At 69.1% G+C, this 16,728-nt stretch carries 15 protein-coding genes and 1 pseudogene; 11 read left to right on the top strand and 5 right to left on the bottom strand.

Going from position 1 to position 16,728, the window contains the following annotated elements; all coding sequences use genetic code 11:
• Positions 1 to 96 precede the first annotated feature (96 nt).
• The gene (locus tag OG389_RS00960) at positions 97 to 600 is read right to left on the bottom strand and encodes a DUF5133 domain-containing protein (RefSeq protein ID WP_328296510.1); all 504 of its coding nucleotides are present in this window, start codon (positions 598 to 600) and stop codon (positions 97 to 99) included.
• 29 nt (positions 601 to 629) lie between these two features.
• The gene (locus OG389_RS00955; RefSeq protein WP_328303421.1) at positions 630 to 1,025 is read right to left on the bottom strand and encodes an STAS domain-containing protein; all 396 of its coding nucleotides are present in this window, start codon (positions 1,023 to 1,025) and stop codon (positions 630 to 632) included.
• A 135-nt stretch (positions 1,026 to 1,160) separates the two neighbouring features.
• Here OG389_RS00955 and OG389_RS00950 point away from each other — a divergent pair, with 135 nt between their 5' ends.
• From OG389_RS00950 to OG389_RS00915, 8 genes and pseudogenes are all read left to right on the top strand, one after another.
• Positions 1,161 to 1,286 carry a hypothetical protein gene (locus OG389_RS00950; RefSeq protein WP_328296509.1) on the top strand — a complete coding sequence of 42 codons (126 nt, stop codon included), beginning with the start codon at positions 1,161 to 1,163 and terminating at the stop codon, positions 1,284 to 1,286.
• A 201-nt stretch (positions 1,287 to 1,487) separates the two neighbouring features.
• On the top strand, positions 1,488 to 1,763 hold the full coding sequence (locus tag OG389_RS00945; RefSeq protein ID WP_328296508.1) for an isoamylase early set domain-containing protein: 276 nt from the start codon (positions 1,488 to 1,490) through the stop codon (positions 1,761 to 1,763).
• A 301-nt stretch (positions 1,764 to 2,064) separates the two neighbouring features.
• Positions 2,065 to 2,418: a PRC-barrel domain-containing protein gene (locus tag OG389_RS00940; protein WP_328296507.1), complete on the top strand. Its 354-nt coding sequence runs from the start codon at positions 2,065 to 2,067 to the stop codon at positions 2,416 to 2,418.
• A gap of 87 nt (positions 2,419 to 2,505) precedes the next feature.
• Positions 2,506 to 2,883: a VOC family protein gene (locus OG389_RS00935; protein WP_328296506.1), complete on the top strand. Its 378-nt coding sequence runs from the start codon at positions 2,506 to 2,508 to the stop codon at positions 2,881 to 2,883.
• Between the two features lie 107 nt (positions 2,884 to 2,990).
• On the top strand, positions 2,991 to 3,524 hold the full coding sequence (locus OG389_RS00930) for an ABC transporter substrate-binding protein (protein WP_328296505.1): 534 nt from the start codon (positions 2,991 to 2,993) through the stop codon (positions 3,522 to 3,524).
• A gap of 184 nt (positions 3,525 to 3,708) precedes the next feature.
• Positions 3,709 to 4,136, top strand: a pseudogene (locus OG389_RS00925) (GyrI-like domain-containing protein).
• 321 nt (positions 4,137 to 4,457) lie between these two features.
• Complete coding sequence (locus tag OG389_RS00920) at positions 4,458 to 5,381, top strand: FUSC family protein (protein WP_328296504.1); 924 nt, start codon at positions 4,458 to 4,460, stop codon at positions 5,379 to 5,381.
• 114 nt (positions 5,382 to 5,495) lie between these two features.
• Positions 5,496 to 7,013 carry a cytochrome ubiquinol oxidase subunit I gene (locus OG389_RS00915; protein ID WP_328303419.1) on the top strand — a complete coding sequence of 506 codons (1,518 nt, stop codon included), beginning with the start codon at positions 5,496 to 5,498 and terminating at the stop codon, positions 7,011 to 7,013.
• Positions 7,014 to 7,086: 73 nt separating this feature from the next.
• Here the strand turns inward: OG389_RS00915 and OG389_RS00910 are convergent, their stop codons facing one another.
• A complete protein-coding gene (locus OG389_RS00910; protein ID WP_328296503.1) occupies positions 7,087 to 7,686 on the bottom strand; it encodes a hypothetical protein in 600 nt (199 codons plus the stop codon).
• A gap of 199 nt (positions 7,687 to 7,885) precedes the next feature.
• Between OG389_RS00910 and OG389_RS00905 the strand changes: the two genes are divergently transcribed.
• A complete protein-coding gene (locus OG389_RS00905) occupies positions 7,886 to 9,319 on the top strand; it encodes a carotenoid oxygenase family protein (protein WP_328296502.1) in 1,434 nt (477 codons plus the stop codon).
• Between the two features lie 104 nt (positions 9,320 to 9,423).
• Here the strand turns inward: OG389_RS00905 and OG389_RS00900 are convergent, their stop codons facing one another.
• Positions 9,424 to 10,704, bottom strand: a complete 1,281-nt coding sequence (locus OG389_RS00900) for a hypothetical protein (protein WP_328296501.1) — start codon at positions 10,702 to 10,704, stop codon at positions 9,424 to 9,426.
• Between the two features lie 1,173 nt (positions 10,705 to 11,877).
• Between OG389_RS00900 and OG389_RS00895 the strand changes: the two genes are divergently transcribed.
• Positions 11,878 to 14,130 (top strand): family 20 glycosylhydrolase, encoded by a 2,253-nt coding sequence (locus OG389_RS00895; RefSeq protein ID WP_328296500.1) that lies wholly within the window; start codon positions 11,878 to 11,880, stop codon positions 14,128 to 14,130.
• Positions 14,131 to 14,429: 299 nt separating this feature from the next.
• On the opposite strand, the gene OG389_RS00890 is transcribed toward OG389_RS00895, so the two are convergent.
• Positions 14,430 to 14,576: a hypothetical protein gene (locus OG389_RS00890; protein WP_328296499.1), complete on the bottom strand. Its 147-nt coding sequence runs from the start codon at positions 14,574 to 14,576 to the stop codon at positions 14,430 to 14,432.
• 741 nt (positions 14,577 to 15,317) lie between these two features.
• Between OG389_RS00890 and OG389_RS00885 the strand changes: the two genes are divergently transcribed.
• Positions 15,318 to 16,505, top strand: a complete 1,188-nt coding sequence (locus tag OG389_RS00885) for a hypothetical protein (RefSeq protein ID WP_328296498.1) — start codon at positions 15,318 to 15,320, stop codon at positions 16,503 to 16,505.
• Positions 16,506 to 16,728: the final 223 nt, after the last annotated feature.

Raw genomic sequence — 16,728 nt, 5'->3', positions numbered from 1 at the left:
GCGACACCCCTCGACGTGTCGTTGCCACGCACCGACTGCTTCTCCCAGGGCCCATGTAACGAGGCCTCAGTCTCGTCAATCATGGGGGGCGAGCCCTCAGCCTTCGGTGTACTGGAGTGCCTCGTAGAGGGCTGTGTGGGCGCAGGGCCGGCCCATGAGGACGCACAGGGTGAACAGGGTGTCCTCGAACTCTCGGCGGGCGGCCGCATCGGCCGGAGCGGCCGCCAGGCGCAGGCGGGCGTCGAAGAACCGGCCCAGGGCCCGCCCGGCGTCCGCCAGGAGCGGCATCAGGCTGGGGCCGGGTGTCCTGGCCCTGGTTTCCGGGGCGCGGGCTGCCTGGACAGCGTGGCGCAGGGCCCGGTCCGTGCCGGCTGGGAGCGGTGTTCCGTCCGAGCCGGTGAGCATGGCGTCGGCCATGGCCGTGCGGGTCAGGCCGGCCCGCGCGGCCGCGGTGGACAGGACCAGCTCGGCCGTCGGCTCCAGGGCGGGAATCATCGCCATCAGGGTGCCCACAGCCCAAGCGCCCGCCTCCTGCGGCGGGGCCGGTGTGCGGGTCGCGTGCGGGGGCACGGCCGGTTTCAGGGGCTGGGACGCGGTCATGGAAGATCACGGGCTTTCGATGAACACGGTCAGGTGAGCAAGGGGCCGCAGCCTGTGAGCTGGAGGAGTCGCTCCACTGCGCCGCCGGCGGCAGTGATCCTCAGCCCCCGGCCCGCCCGCTGCGCCTTCGCTCGGACTGACAGGAGGGCGTTGAGGCCGGCGCAGTCGCAGAAGGCCACTCCCTCCAGGTCGAGGAGGAGGTTGCCACGGTGCACGGCGAGGGCGATGAGGAGGGTGTCGCGGAGCACGGCGGCATTGTCGAGGCCGATCTCACCGCTCACACGGACCCGGACGGTACCCGGAGGCCCGGCCTCCACGTCGATCTCCAGATCACCGACCACGATGGTGCCGAGGTCGGGTTCGTACATGATCCTGGTCATGCCCGCCTCCCCGGACGTGTCCTGGGGCAGCTCCTTCAGCAGCATCGTCGGCACGCATCCCACATACGTCAAGAATTTCCGGAAAATCTGGTCATACATACAATGTTCGGGTATTCCAGGCATTCCGAGGTTATGGGTGATGAAGTGCTTGCCGAAGCGCCGTGGACATTGCCGTGGACATTGCTGACGAGCCACGTACGCGTCCTCCTGGCCATCGCCCGGGATCCCGGCGTCCCCGGAGCCGAGTTCCGCCACCCCGCCGAAGCCGACCGCGACATCACCGAGCTCGTCACCCTGTTCCCGTAGGGATCGGGCGCGAATGGTCCCGGCGCCCGACACGAACCGCAGCCGGGCCGACCCGCCCGTGGCCGATCAGGCGGGAGCGCGCGGAAAGTCCGGCCGGGTGGTCTCCACCGCGACACACGCCGCGCGGTCCGGGCGAGGGACCGGCGCAGGTGAGAATGCGCGGGCTCGCTTTCCGTTCCCCTTCTGCGGCTGGAGCTGTCCGTGCTCGAACGCAAGCAACTCAAGAACCGCGCCCAGGTCACCTTCGTCCTCCCCGAGGACAACCCCGATGGTCCGGTCAGTGTGGTCGGCGACTTCAACCACTGGAACCCCGCCGCCCACCCACTCGAGTCCCGCGGTGACGGCACGCGGGCCGCAACGGTTTCGCTCCCCCGTCACAGCGCCCACTCCTTCCGCTACCTCGCCGCCGGTGACTACTGGTTCGACGACGACACCGCGGACCACCATGACGGCACCAACGGGCGCCTCCACACCTGACGTCCCCGCCCTCCAAGGGCTGGACCAGGTTTCTGCAGGCTCCGGGCCGGCGTTCGCGCCCCGGCGGATCCGCTGTGGACACCCGCTCCTACCCTCCGCATCGGCGCGCGTTCGGTGGTTTTCCCGGGCGAGGGACGGGAAGCCGCCAGACAGGAGACCCCGACGGGAGCCGGAGGGGGCCGTGAAGGACGAGACGAGCCGCCTCGACCGTCCGGGGCCGCTACCGGACCGGACCGAGGGGATGCGGGCGCCGACCCGGCTCCAAGATCCACGAAGGCGAGGAAGAAGCGAGGCGAGGACGATGGACGAGGCAGAGATCTGGGCCTACGGGCACAGCGTCGGACATCAGGTGGGGATCGACCTGACCGGCTGGAGGGTCGAGGCGACGGACGGGCACATCGGGAAGATCGACAAGCACACCGAGGACGTGGGCGCGTCCTACCTCGTGGTCGACACCGGGGCATGGATCTTCGGCAAGCACGTGCTCCTGCCCGCGGGCACTGTCCGCAGGATCGACGCCGCCGAGGAGAAGGTCTACGTCGACCGGACCAAGGAGCAGATCAAGAACGCACCCGAGTACGACGCCGCCCGGTACGCGGGCGAGCCCAGCTACCTCGAACAGTTCGCCCGTTACTACGGCGTGCCCCACATGTAGCGGAGCGCTCCCGGCTGGTGCCCGCCTCGACGCCCGGCAGGCACTGAGCGACGATGGGAGGGGGCCCCGCACGGCGAAGGGACGATCATGTTCGAAGGCAGCGGCAAGCCTTTCAGCGGGTTCTCGGTCGATGACATCGGCCAGGCCAGGGAGTTCTACGGGCAGACGCTGGGCCTGCGCGTGTCCGAGGACGAGGGCATGCTCTTCCTCCACCTGGCCGACCACACCGCGGTGCTGGTGTATCCGAAGGACAACCACGCGCCCGCGAGCTTCACCGTCCTCAACTTTCCGGTGCCCGACGTCGAGCGGGCTGTCGACGAACTCATGGCGGCCGGCGTCCACATGGAGCGCTACCCGGAGTTCACGGCGGACGAGAAAGGCATCGTGCGCGAGGAAGGCGGCCCGGTCGTCGCCTGGTTCAAGGACCCGGCCGGCAACGTCCTGTCGGTGGTCGAACCGATGTGACCCCCGCGCCCCGCGCTGCCTCTGTCCGCCGCTGGTTCCCTCAGCCGCAGTGACGGACGGGCTGGGGCTGGCAGGAGCCGGCCCGCCCTTGCTCTAGGTTCTTGATCATGACAACCGACACCGTGGCCTTTGTGTCCACCCTCGTGGCCAGCGTCCTGAACGCGGAGCCAAGTGAGCGCGCGGCGGTTCTGGAGCCCTCGTTGAGGACCAAGTACGCCGCGGCCCTCACCATGGGACGCAAGGCAGCCCGCTCCCTGAGCTCGGCGGACCGGGAGCGGTACCTGAAGGCTTTCACCCCGTACTGGACCGCCAGGGTCACCGAGGTCTTCCTCGGTATCGGACCGGTCTCTCCAGGGGCCGCCTGCGAGGACAAGCCCACAGCGCACAGAGTGAGCGCGACGGCCAGCCAATCCCCCCAGGACCCCACCCGTACGCTGACCGTGACCTACCGGCTCAAGTCGGATGTCGACGGCTCCAACCTGCTGCTCACCGACATGGACATCGAAGGGGTCTCCGTGCTCACCACGGAGAAACAGGTGATCCAGAACCTCTTGCAGAGCGACGGCTTCGAAGCGGTGCTGACCTCCCTCGAAGCCAGGATCCGACGCGAAGGCGAAGGACCTTTCACGAGAAGCGGATAGAGCCACGGCTTGTCCCAACAATCCGCGCGGAGGAAGTCGGGAGGCGGGCGCGCCGGTGCAAACGCTTGCCCGGCAGAACTCGCATGGGCGGCTCCGGGTACGTCCAGCGCATGATCGGATCGGATCGCGGCGATCGGGTCCAGCCGGTGGCATTGCTGCAGGGTTGGCAGGGAAAGGGGGCCACTTGATCTCGGCACTCAACCAGCTTGTCGATCTCGTCGAGGAGCACCTCTGCGAGGAGCTCGACGTCCACCCATTGGCCGGGAAGCTCGGCACGACCGAATACCACCTGCGCCGGATGTTCTCGTCGTTGGCCGGCATGCCGCTGTCGGAGGCCTCGGGGACACCGAACCGTCGGGTCTGCTGCAAGTCTCCGACGACCTCGACGACCTCGACGCCATCGAGTCGCCGGCCGGTAAGTGGGCTGTCTTCCGCACGGCCGGACCGCATCCGCAGGCCCCGCAGACGACCTGGGCCGCGACCGCGACCGAGTGGTTCCCCTCCAACCCGTGGCGCCTGCGGCCAGGTCCCTCGATCGTCGCGGTCATCGACCGCGCGGACGACTTCAGCACCGCGACCTGCGAACTGTGGCTGCCCGTCGAACCGGCGTGACGAACCACTGGTTCCGCCCAGGGCGGCCCGGTGGGTCGGCGTGATCACCGGCGACGTCAGCCTGACCGGCGTACGCGCCGGTGCTGCGGACCTGACCCGGACCGGGGGGCCGCGGCCCTACGATGTCCGCCATGCCCGGTCCGGTCGGCGTTCGGCACGATCCCGCAGGCGGCGCGCGGCTGCGGACCGCCGCCCGGCTGGCCGTGTGCGCGGCGGTGCCCTGGTATCTGTGCCTGTGGTGGGGCACGAGCGTGCTCCCGGTGCCCGCCGCCCTGCCGGCCGTGCTGATCCTGCGCGGGGACGTCTACGCCGCCCCCCCGCATGGCATGGGAGCGGCTGGTGGGTGTCGTCGTGGGCGTGCTGTTGACCACCCTGGTGCTGCACTGGCTGCCCCAGACCTCGACGCCGTCCTTCCTCGCCGTGCTGGTCTGCGGCTGCGTCGGCATGTACCTGCTCGGCCGGGACGGCTCCCCGAACCAGCAGGTGCTGGTCAGCGCGCTGGTCATCTATGCCACCGATGTCCCCGGCTACGCGCTGGCCCGGCTGGTGGAGAGCGCCGTCGGGATCGCCGTGGTCGTCCTGCTCGGGCCGCGGCTGTGGCCGCCGGATCCGTACCGGTGGGCCGCCGCGGGCCTCGACTCCTACCGGGCCGGTGCCGGGAGCCTGCTCGACGGAATCGCGGCCAGGCTCGCCCGGGGCGGCCCGCCGGAGTCCCCGCGGCAGCCGCCCGGGCCGGAACGGCTGTGGCGGGAGCCCGCCGACGCCCGCGCCGTCTACGACCGGGCCGTGCACCGCGTGGAGCCGCCGCGGGCGCTGCGGACACTGCGCCTGCTCAGGGCTCCGTGGCGGACTCCGGGCCGCCCTCCCGAGGGCCTCGGCGACCGGCTGCTGATCGCCACCCGGACCGCCCTCACCCTCCAGTACTTCTGCCAGGAGCTCCAGGAGCGCGGCCGCACGCGCACGCCCGGGGGCCCTCCCGGTTCCGGTCAGGACCCCGTCCAGGATCCCGCCCTGCGCGACCTCGCCGCGCTGGTCCGGGCCACCGCCACCGCCCTGGACGCCGCCCTGCGCGGTGCGGACTGCACCGCCGAGCTCGACCGGGCCCGCGCGCTCGACCTCGCCCAGCGCACGGCCCACCCGACGCGCCACGACGCCGTGCTGCGGGCCGGCCTCCACCTCACGCACGAGGCCCTCGCCGCCCGTCCGGCGGCCGATGGCGGCCCCCCGTGCGACGCGCCGGTGTGAACCGTCCGGGGCAAACCCGTGCGGGTCGGCGGCCGCCCGCCGCCCGCGGGTCCGCCCGGCGGGCAGAGTGGCCGTCCGGGAAGCAGGCCCGCACGGAGGAGGACGAGGATGCCGATGGACATGGCGCTGGCGCCCGATACGGTCGCCCGCTGGCAGTTCGGCATCACCACCGTCTACCACTTCCTCTTCGTCCCCCTGACGATCTCGCTCGGCGTTCTCGTCGCGCTCCTGCAGACCGCATGGGTGCGGACCGGCAACCGCACGTACCTGAAGGCCACCACGTTCTGGGGGCGGCTGTTCCTCATCAACGTGGCGATGGGGGTGGTCACGGGCATCGTGCAGGAGTTCCAGTTCGGGATGAACTGGTCGGCGTACTCCCGGTTCGTCGGTGACGTCTTCGGTGCACCGCTCGCCTTCGAGGCGTTGATCGCCTTCTTCCTCGAATCGACCTTCATCGGCCTGTGGATCTTCGGATGGGACCGGCTGCCACAGCGGATCCACCTGGCGTGCGCCTGGGCGATGGCCGTCGGGGCGCTGCTCTCGGCCTGGTTCATCCTGGCGGCGAACTCCTGGATGCAGCACCCTGTCGGCTACCGGATCTCGCCGCGGACCGGCCGGGCCGAACTCACCGACTTCCTGGCGGTGCTGACCCAGGAGACCACCCGTGTGGTCGTCTACCACACGCTCTGCGCCGCGTTCCTGACGGGCGGGGCGTTCATGGTGGGCGTGGCCGCGATCCATCTGCGCCGCGGCCGGCACGTTCCCGTGATGCGTGCCTCGCTGCGTCTGGGCCTGGTCACGCTGTCCATCGCGGGGCTGTTCGTGGCGCTCAGCGGCGACTCGCTGGGGAAGGTCATGTTCCAGCAGCAGCCGATGAAGATGGCGGCGGCCGAAGCGCTGTGGGAGGGCCGCACGTCCGCGCCCTTCTCGGTCTTCGCCATCGGTGACGTGTCCGAGGGGCACAACACCGTGGAGTGGTCGATCCCGGGGTTGCTGTCCTTCCTGGCCGAGGGGAACCTCACCGCCTACGTCCCAGGTATCAACGACACGGCCGCCGCCGAGCAGCACAAGTACGGTCCCGGCGACTACCGTCCCGACATCCCCGTCGCCTTCTGGGGCTTCCGCTGGATGATCGGTTTCGGGATGGCCTCCTGGGCGCTGGGCCTCGCCGGACTGTGGCTGACCCGGCGCCGCTTCATGCTCCGGCCCGGGCTGCGCACGGGCGACGAGGAGGTGCCGCACCTGGCCCTGACCCGTGGGCGCACCCTGCCCGCCCGGGCGGGCACCTGGTACTGGTGGCTGGCGGTGTGGACGCTGGCCTTCCCGCTCGCCGCCAACTCCTGGGGCTGGATCTTCACCGAGACGGGCCGTCAGCCGTGGTCCGTCTACGGCCTCCTGCGGACCGCCGACGCCGTGTCGCCCGGGGTCTCCCAGGGCGAGGTCATCGCGTCCCTCACCGCGTACACCCTGATCTACGCCGTCCTCGCCGCGATCGAGGTCTCGCTGCTGGCCCGGGCGATCATGGCAGGCCCGGCCGAACCGACCGAGTACCAGCTTCACCCGCCCACCCGCGTCGGCGGCGACCCAGACGACCCCGACGACGCGGACCGGCCGATGGCCTTCTCGTACTGAGGGCCCGGACAACGGCCCCATCAGGGCCGCCCGGCTCCGGAGAGCTGGGGACCGGATGACGCCGGGACGCCCCTCAGGCGCCCCGGGCGGCGGCGCGCACGTGCTCGGGGTACCAGGCGGTGATCCTGATCGCCACGACCAGCAGGACCACGGGGATGAACCAGTTGAGCCAGTCGCCGTGGTGCCCCGACAACGCGGCGACCAGGCCCGCGATCGCGATGAGTACGAACGCCCCGCCCCACACGGCGGTCAGCACCCGGTTGGTCCGCCGGAAGGCCGGGGACCCCCAGTACTCCCGGGGCACCGCCTCGCGGGCGTACTGCTCGGTGAACGGCGTGAACGCCAGCGAACCCAGCGCCACCGCCGCGATGACCCCGCTCGAGATCGTCTGCGCGTAGGTCTCCAGCCAGAGGAGGTCGCCGCGGTCGAGCACCAGCGCCAGGACCGCGACCGCGGCGAAGAACACCAGCCCGGTGATCTCCAGCACCTTGACGCTGCCGCGCCGCAGGTCCGGCACGTTCAGCACCAGGCAGGCGATCAGCGCGGCGAAGGCGGCCAGCTTCCACGTGCTCGGGCCCGCCACCACGTCGAAGATGATCCACGGTGCGAACCCCAGGAGGATGCCGGTGCGGCGGGGGCTCGTCCTGCTGTCGTCGGTACGGTCCGCGGCCATGTCGCCTCCACGGCGGAGTACGGAGCGGGCTACCCGGCCGGCTCGATCCGCACGGCACGCGGCCCGACTCCCATCCTGCGCACGGCCCTGGCCGCTCCGCACTCCGGGCCGCCTGGCACCGTCACCCGTAGGGCGCTTCACTGGAAGGTGCCGCACGGGACGCCCGCGGCCGCGCCGCACTCGTGCGTCGGGAGGTCCCATGAACACGCACACACCACTCAGATTCGACCCGACCCGGGTCCCTCACCTGCTGGGCTCGTTCGCGCCGGTGACCGAGGAGGTCGACGTCGCCGACCTGGAGGTGACGGGCGAGATCCCGGCGGAGCTGGACGGTCTGTACCTGCGCAACGGGCCCAATCCCCGCTTCACCCCGATCGGCTCCTACCTGTACCCCATCGACGGGGACGGCATGCTGCACGGGATCTGGCTCTCGCAGGGCCGCGCCCGCTACCGCAACCGCTTCGTACGCACCCCCGCCCTGGAGGTGGAGGAACGGGCGGGCCGGGCCCTGTGGGGTGGCGTGGAGTCGATGATCATGCCGGACGCCGGCCAGGTCGGGCCCGAGCTCGCGGGCACCTTCAGGGACATGCCCGACATCAACGTCGTACAGCACGGCGGCCGGCTGCTGGCGCTCGCCGAATCCGCGTGCCCCTACCGGGTCGGCGCCGGTCTGGAGACGCTGGGCCGTGAGGACTTCGACGGCATCCTGCCCATGGGAATCACCGCCCACCCCAAGATCGATCCGGTCACCGGCGAGATGGTCGTCTTCTGCTACGGCCTGGAGCCGCCGTACCTGACCTGGTCGGTCATCGGCCGCGACGGTGCGGTCACCCGCGGGCCCACACCGGTCGACGGCGTGGACGAGCCGATGATGATCCACGACATGGCCCTGACCGAGCGCTACGCGGTCATCGTCCTCGCGCCGGCCTTCTTCGACTTCGCCGCGGCCATGACGGGCGGCTCCTTCCTCGCCTGGAGGCCCGAGCGCGGGACCCGCGTGGTCCTCGTCCCGCGCGACGGCGCACCGCCGCGCTGGGCCGCCGACGAGGCGTTCTGGCTCTGGCACACGGTGAACGCGTACGACGACGCACCCGGCCCGGACGCCCCGGTGGTCCTGGACTACGTGCAGTGGAGCCGGCTGACCGTCGGCGGGGAGCCCGACGGCGCGGATCCACCCAGCGGCGGCCTGGTGCGGGCGCGCATCGACCCGGCGGCGGGCACCATGGCCCGCACCCTGCTGGACGACGCCCGGGTGGAGTTCCCCCGCATCGACGACCGGCTCATCGGCCGGCGCCACCGCTACGCCGCGCTGGCCACCGCGACGGGCCGGACGGACCTGCTGCCCGGCGAGTACGACGCCGTGCGCTTCCATGACACCGGGACCGACACCGCCCGCGTCTGGGATGCCGGGGACCTGTCCGTGGGGGAGCCGGTCTTCGCACCGGCGCCGGGGCGGGCTTCCGAGGAACACGGCTACTGGCTGACGTTCGCCACCGACCGCACCGACGGGTCCGCCTGGTTTCTGGTCCTCCCGGCCGAGGACCCGGCTTCCGGCCCCGTGGCCCGCGCCCGGATCCCGGTCCGGGTCCCGCTCGGCCTGCACGGTTGCTGGCTGCCGACGGGCGGCGGCTGAGCGACGCGGGCCCCGAACGTCCTACGACCGCGAACGCTATTGCGGCGCGGCGCGCTGGTCACCGGCTGCCGAGCGGCACGCGACGCCCACCGTGTGCAACAGGCTCACCACCCCGTGTAGCCGGCCCTGGAATCGTCGGCATAGACGACACCCTGATCCTGAGCCGACTCCTGGTAGTCCGGGGCCGCCACAACCGCGTAGCCCTGATACTCCGGTGCCTCGCCCTGGTACTCCGGCACCGCCTCAGTCTGATAGGCCTCGTAGTCCGGTACCGCCTCGGCCTGATAGGCCGGGTAGTCCGGCACCGCCTCGGCCTGGTAGTCCGGATATTCCGGTGCCTGACCCTGGTAGTCCTCCACCGGGACCTGGTCCTGGCCACCCCGACTCCAGTCAACCTGGTCCTGGTAACCCTGGCCCAGGCCCTGGGTCACACCTTCGCCGTCCGCCCGGAATTCCTGCCACGCACCAGGCTCAGCCCCGTACCAAGGCGATGCGTACTCAGTGACCGTTCCACCGTCGGACCCGTACGCCGGCTGCTGCGAAGTCTGAGAAGGGTTCTGGTACGCCGAAGGAGCAGCCCGATCCGCCGGGGCTCCCGCACCATCCGCAGACGACGTCAGATTTCCCCATGCGGACTGTGCCTCATTTGGTGACAAGTGGGTCAGCCACTTGCCCTCACTGTCGGGAGCTCCTATGCTCCTCATCATTTCATTGGGTTCTCCGGGGTAATTCTCATTTGAGCCGCCTGTGGAATGACCCAGCCCATTGACGTGACCCAACTCATGCATGACGACATGCGTCTGGGCGTCCTCGGAGGGAGTCTGTCCGCCTCCGTTGTCCCCATTCAACCAAGACGGCCTCACGTTTACCACCGAGCGGCCACTCTCGAAGGTTTGCGTATTTGCGGCGATACCTGATGGTTCGCCGTCAAATGCCTTTTCGTTGTAATCCACATGAAGGTCAGGTTTTGCGTCGGTCTCAGCGGGTCTGTACCAGGAGCCGCGAGTGTTGCCGACGGAGTTGAGATCGCCGCTCATGGTATTGAACGAATTGAGAAACACTGACTGTAGGCCCTGAGGGACTCGCGGTGAATATCGGTAGGTTATTACCGGATGACCGACGCCCGACTGCTCCGATGTGATGCTGGGCTGGACTGTGCGTATTTCCGGGCCAAGGGAGGCGAATGCAGAGTTCGCGCCTGTCAGTATGACCCCGGCTGAAACAGGGGCAGCCAGCACGCTCGCCCTCAGCACCTGCTTACTCCTCGGCGACAGACGCTCCTGCGCTTTACTGTGACGCCCACCCATGAAAATCACCAATCTGTGATACATGCCAACCAGCAGCCGTAGGTCAACCATCGTCGTCGAAGGCGTCCTGTGGGCCACTCTGCAGCTCCTTGACGAACTGAAGCCCTAGCCTTCTCCGGGAAAGGATGCCGGAGTCGGACGGTGGAATCATTTTTCATCTGGAACCAATGAAACAACTATGTCAGGAAAGCATGGGGAGAAAATCACCCCAACGCCCTAAACGGCCCTCATCACGCAGGGGGTGTCCAGGGAATAGGTCGCTTCTCTCGGCACGCCAACCAGCTCCGGCGGATACCTCCTCCAGACGATGGACAGCCGGTCGAACACCTCGCAGTCCATCGATCACGCGGAGGGACGCCAGGAGGTGAATGGCCTCCAAACCCCATCTGGCCTGCGCAAACAACCGCCCGTCATCCTGAGGAACGACCCGCCGATCGAACGATCGCCACACGTGACCAGTACCACCCGGCGCACGCGGCCAAGTGGAGCCGCGGATCCGCCCCTGCCGTCCCGACTTCATCTATCGAATTCCGGATGAACCACGCCGGGTTCAACGAGGTGAAGTCCGTTGATGTTGAGTCTTCGGCCGCGCCAGGAGGATGCGGTATGGGCGAGCGTCCGGGACCTGGGATCCTTCCCGGGAATCGGGTCGCGGAATATGGTCCGCGGGCAACCGTGGTGGCCTCGTGCGGGACCGGAAAACCTTTATGGCGGTCGTGGCCGCGCTCCAGCTGGCGCGGGGCGGGCGGGTCCTGTTCCTGCTGCCGACCCGGGTGGGTGGGCGGGGCCTCGATGGTCGCCGTCCGCTCGCTCATCGGCGAGGGCTGGAGCGGAGCACTCGACGGTTCGTCCCACCGGGTCCCTCCACGGTGTGTCTTGGAGGGGCGCCCGCCGGTGGAGGCTCCGATAGTGGCAGTGTGCTCGACGTCAGGCTGCGCGTCGTCGCGTTCCCTCAGGGCGGTAAGGGCTGTGGCCACGGCCAGATGATCAGCGTCCGGGCTCCCTGAGTGAACGATTCAACCGCCTGCGAAGAGGGTCAAGATCTTGGGCTGATGCGGTGAGGGGCCTTGGCTTGCTTCACCGAGCCGGATGGCGGCCCCTGGCCCGCGCGGTCCCCACAGCAAGGAGATATCTGTGGCGTCACTCCTCACGCCTTCGCCGGGCAGAGCGGCTCACTTCGCATCCCGTTTCCGTGCCCGTACGGTGCTGACCGGCGCCGCCGTCGCCGTAGTCACTGCCTTGCTCCCTCCAGTGGTACCTGCTGGCGCTGCCACCGCCGCCCCTCGGACGGTTCCGGCTCTGCGGCAGTGGACCCCCGCGCCGGGCGGATTCGCCCTCGCCGCCAGCACACGGGTACTGGTCGACCCCGGTTACGCTGCCTCGCTCGACGATGATGCCCGCCAGTTCGCCGCTGACCTGGGGCAGCTGACCGGCATCACACCGGCTGTCGTCGCGGCCACGCCAGCCGCCGCCCTGGCCGGCGACATTGTCCTGACCCTCGGTTCCACCGACAGCCAACTCGGCGACGAGGGCTACAGCCTCACCTCCGGCCCGGTCCTCACGATCAAGGCTCGGACCGACGCCGGGGCCTTCTACGGCACTCGGAGCCTATTGCAACTGCTCCGTCAGAGCCTTGCCGTCCCCGGCGGCACCGCCCGCGACTGGGCCACCAAGGGCGAGCGCGGCCTGATGGTCGATGTCGGCCGCAAGTACTTCACCCTGGACTGGCTCCGGCAGGAGATCCGGGAGATGGCCCACCTCAAGATGAACTACCTGCACCTGCATCTCTCGGACGACAAGGGCTTCCGGATCGAGAGCACCAGCCACCCCGAGGTCGTCTCGGCGCAGCACTACAGCAAGCAGGAGATCACCGGCCTGATCGCCTACGCGGCGCGCTACCACATCATGGTCGTGCCCGAGATCGATGCCCCCGGCCACTTGGCCCCGGTGATCGCCGAGCACCCCGAACTGCAGCTGAGGAACTCGTCCGGCACTGCGGCGGCAGGCAAGGTCGATCTCTCCCTCCCGGCCGCGACCCAGCTGATCGACGACCTGGTCCAGGAGTACCTTCCGCTGTTCCCGGCGCCGTACTGGCACACCGGCGCCGACGAGTACCTCACCGACTACGCTTCCTACCCGCAACTGTTGACCTATGCCCGGGCGCACTACGGCTCCACCGCGAAGGCCGTCGACACCTTCTACGGCTTCATCAACCACATCGACGGCCTGGTCCGGGCAGCCGGCAAGACCACCCGTATCTGGACGGACGGCATCAAGGGCGACGGCACCGTCACCCCGGCGGCCGGCATCATCGCCGAGAAGTGGAACTCCGCCGGCCAGTCCGCTCAGGCCCTGGTCAATGCCGGCCACACGGTGACCAACGAATCCCGTTCCTGGCTGTACTACGTCCTCGGCCGCTACAAGCCGCCGACGGCCCAGCTCTACGAGACCTGGACGCCGGACACCTTCGACGACGGAGGCACCGTCACCAACCCCAGCGTCAACCGGGGATCCAAGCTGCACGTCTGGTGCGACACCCCCACCGCGGAGACCGAGGAGCAGATCGCTGACGGCATCGCCAAACCGCTGGCCGTCCTCGCCCAGCAGACCTGGGGATCGCCCAAGCCCACGACCACGTTCACCGATTTCCTCCCGATCCTCGGCGCAGTCGGTCACGCACCGGGCAACAAGTCCGGCACCCAGTCCGGCGACCTCGCCAAGTACCGGACCGTTACCGCCTCCAGCATCGAACCCGTGATGAGGGCAGACGGGAAGACCACCCTCACCGATTACTTCGCCCCCACCAATGTCACCGACGGCGAGGCGACGACACGGTGGTCGAGCCTGGCGACCGATCCGCAGTGGTTGCGGGTCGATCTGGGGTCTTCGCAGAGCATCGGGCGGGTGAAGCTGTCCTGGGAGGCGGCGTACGGCAAGGCCTATCAGGTGCAGATCTCGCAGGACGGCAGCAGCTGGACGACGCTGTACTCCACGACGACCGGTAACGGTGGGGTGGACGACCTGACCGGTCTGGCAGGCGTGGGACGCTATCTCCGGCTCAATCTCACCCAGCGCGGCACCTCGTACGGCTACTCGCTGTACGGCGTCGAGGTCTACGGGTCGGACCTCGCGCGGGGCAGGCCCACCACCGCGTCCTCTGTCGAGACGGCGGCGTTCCCCGCCACCAACGCCACCGACGGCGATGCGACGACGCGGTGGTCGAGTTTGAGGACTGATCCGCAGTGGTTGCGGGTCGATCTGGGGTCTTCGCAGAGCATCGGGCGGGTGAAGCTGTCCTGGGAGGCGGCGTACGGCAAGGCCTATCAGGTGCAGATCTCGCAGGACGGCAGCAGCTGGACGACGCTGTACTCCACGACGACCGGTAACGGTGGGGTGGACGACCTGACCGGTCTGGCAGGCGTGGGGCGCTATCTCCGGCTCAATCTCACCCAGCGCGGCACCTCGTACGGCTACTCGCTGTACAGCATGGAGGTCTACAACTGACCCACCGCCGCCGACTCACCCCCGGGGCGCCGGCCTACCTGGACAGTCTGGTGCCAGGACGGTAGGGCGAAGGAGGCGAAGAGCGATCGGAGCCAGCGGGCCTGCCGGCGCGCTGGCGACGGCCGATCGCGAGGAGCCGGTACTGCCGCGACGCGAGATCCCCGAGCAGGAGGGGTGCGGACGGGGGCCAGCTCGTGGTCGGCGCGGCGGTGAACGTGGCCTGCTGGTGCGGGGCTGGCCGCCCGCCGGCCCTTCTGGAAAGCCGGCGGGACAGCGACGGTGTCAGCCATTTCGGCTGATCAGGCCACGTCCGCGTGGACGAGGACTCGCACGGTGTCCTGGCCGAGGATGCGCGGGATCGGGCCGGGGGACAGGAACGGGCCGGAGATCCGGTGGGCCGCTTCAAGGGCCGCGGCCTCGTGACCCCGGATCTCCGTCGTGATCACACTCTCGTCGCTCCAGCCGCCGGTCGTGCGGGGGAGGGCGACAAGCCCTTGTCGGCCCCCTCCGCACGCCTGGCCGGCCGGCCCGTGTTCTTTCGGTTGGGGGGTCGCCCTGTGGGATGAGGGTCTGTTTTGGCAGGTCGGGGTGGGTGCTGACGTCTGTTGTGCGGTCGTGGCCGTGGCGTGGCGCTGTGGTTTCGGGGCTTGTCCATCGTCCGTGGGTTGTATATCGGTGCCGGTGTTCGCGTCGTTGGAAGCGGTGTGGCTCTGGGAGCCGGGCCGTGTGGTGGGGGGTGAGTTGGGACTTGGGGTTGATTCCTTGTCCCTGGTCCACTGGGAGGATTCTTTCTATCGCTCCGGGTCGGAATCATGTTCCGTTGGTCTGGTGTTTTGGGCGGTCCTCACTTTCCTGGTCGGTGTTTCTCCACCCGGCCAGGCAAGAGCCGCCCAAATCAGGTCCTGGACGTGGTGTTCCGGTTGACCCAGGGGAAGAGGGAGTGTTGTGGGATCTCATTCGAGGCGTCGTGTTCGGGGCCGTGGTAAGGCGGGTGCGTCGCGGCGGGTTGTGCAGGGTCTTCTCGTGGTTTCCGTTATGGGTGTTGGGGGGCTTCTGAGTGCCGCACCGGCGCTGGGCAGGCGATCGCGGCCGATGTGACGGAGCCGGGTCCGTCGGACCACGGTCGGCGAGGGCCTGCGCTTTCTGTGGACGTACAGCCGGTCGGGAGTCGGAGCTTCTTCCGCGGCGTGGGGTCACCCGATGATTTTCGCAGCGTCGCCCAGACAGGAAGGTTCCAAGAATCCCCCACCCGCGGGAATGGAGATCCGGACTGGCAGGGTCTCTACCTGTACGAGAACGGCTCGGATTCTCTCGGATACGTCCGCCGCGAGGAGGCCCCCAGTGCCATTACCTATGGCGGGCTGTTCTCGGTGTCCCCACCTTCCGGTTCCCAGGTCATCACGGTTTACGATCCGGGAAACCCTCATGGGCAAGTGGACCCGAATGACGTCCTGCGTTCCATCAGGAATCATTTCGATCCCGATGGAACCAGGATTGGCACAGAACCCGGCGCGGTAATGGGATATCTCGCCCAGAACAACTACATCCTCAGGATGAATGACGGGGAGGGGGCGAATGAGATTGTTGTTCCGTGGGGCGATCAAGTCCGGAACACCTCTGCGTCCGTATATCCGGGTGGAGACTTCACCACGTTTGGTCGGAGGAACCAGGCCGAGCAGGCCATCGAGGATCTGAGCCGACAGCTCCAGGAAGGTCAGGCCCAGGCTCCGGTGCCGTCATCCGGAGGGCAGGAAGTCGTGGATCAGCTTTCTGCGCCGCCGACGGTCGACCGGGAGCGAGCGGGCCCGTCGACTGGTGGGCAGGGGGTTGAGACTCAGGTTCCGCAGCCGTCCTGGTATGCCGACAACGGGGTGCACGATGAGGGCGGCGGGGGCAGCTGGGGTGATGCGTGCACGTCCCAGACACTGTGTGCGGAGCAGCCGTCAGGGTCCGCGTTGGCTGCCCGCCCGGCGGATGTCTCGCGCAGCCCGATGAAGAGGGAGGCGGGGTTCGCTCCGGGTGATCTGGATGCTCAGCAGGATGAGCAGCCGGAGTCGGTGCAACGGGATTGGTCTCCGGAGGGTGCTCTCGTGGAGGCAGCCGGTGATCCTGCGGAGGCGCCGCCTGCCGAGGCCGTGTCCGCGGAGACGGAGCCTGTGCCGGTGGAGACTGTGCCGGCGGAGGAGGTCGCTGAGGCGGAGCAGCCGGTGCCGGCGCTGCAGGAGGAGTCTGTGGAGGCTCCTGTGCAGGAGTGGTCCGAGCCGGTTCAGGAGGAGGCTCCGGTCGAGTGGTCGGGCCAGGATCCGAGTGATGGTTCTGGTGACTACTCGGTGGATGACGCGGCTGCTGATTCTGCTTATGACGGTGTTTCTTGACGGTGTGACGACGCGTGCGTGCTCGTGGTCGGTGCCGGTCGGCTTTGACAGGTACTCCTGCTCATCGGCCCTGGCAGCGCCCGCATCACGGTGGCGCTGCCAGCGAAGGGCACCCACCAGATCCTCCCCCCGGGGCGCCCCCCTGATGGCCGCGCCCCGGGGCCTCGGCTGGTGCTGCCGCACGCTCCCGCTCCACCACGGCACCGGCCGCAGCCCGGGGCGC

Source organism: Streptomyces sp. NBC_00435 (assembly GCF_036014235.1).
Classification (GTDB): domain Bacteria; phylum Actinomycetota; class Actinomycetes; order Streptomycetales; family Streptomycetaceae; genus Streptomyces.
Note: the sequence above shows the minus strand (reverse complement) of the source record. Positions and strands in the feature narration are given on the sequence as shown.

What these genes read in the sequence shown, in the direction of transcription:
- OG389_RS00935 (WP_328296506.1), top strand. Translation starts at nt 2,506, where the DNA reads ATGTTCGAAGGCAGCGGCAAGCCTTTCAGCGGGTTCTCGGTCGATGAC.
- OG389_RS00920 (WP_328296504.1), top strand. Translation starts at nt 4,458, where the DNA reads ATGGCATGGGAGCGGCTGGTGGGTGTCGTCGTGGGCGTGCTGTTGACC.
- OG389_RS00955 (WP_328303421.1), bottom strand. Translation starts at nt 1,025, where the DNA reads ATGCTGCTGAAGGAGCTGCCCCAGGACACGTCCGGGGAGGCGGGCATG.
- OG389_RS00905 (WP_328296502.1), top strand. Translation starts at nt 7,886, where the DNA reads ATGAACACGCACACACCACTCAGATTCGACCCGACCCGGGTCCCTCAC.
- OG389_RS00940 (WP_328296507.1), top strand. Translation starts at nt 2,065, where the DNA reads ATGGACGAGGCAGAGATCTGGGCCTACGGGCACAGCGTCGGACATCAG.
- OG389_RS00960 (WP_328296510.1), bottom strand. Translation starts at nt 600, where the DNA reads ATGACCGCGTCCCAGCCCCTGAAACCGGCCGTGCCCCCGCACGCGACC.
- OG389_RS00930 (WP_328296505.1), top strand. Translation starts at nt 2,991, where the DNA reads ATGACAACCGACACCGTGGCCTTTGTGTCCACCCTCGTGGCCAGCGTC.
- OG389_RS00910 (WP_328296503.1), bottom strand. Translation starts at nt 7,686, where the DNA reads ATGGCCGCGGACCGTACCGACGACAGCAGGACGAGCCCCCGCCGCACC.
- OG389_RS00915 (WP_328303419.1), top strand. Translation starts at nt 5,496, where the DNA reads ATGGACATGGCGCTGGCGCCCGATACGGTCGCCCGCTGGCAGTTCGGC.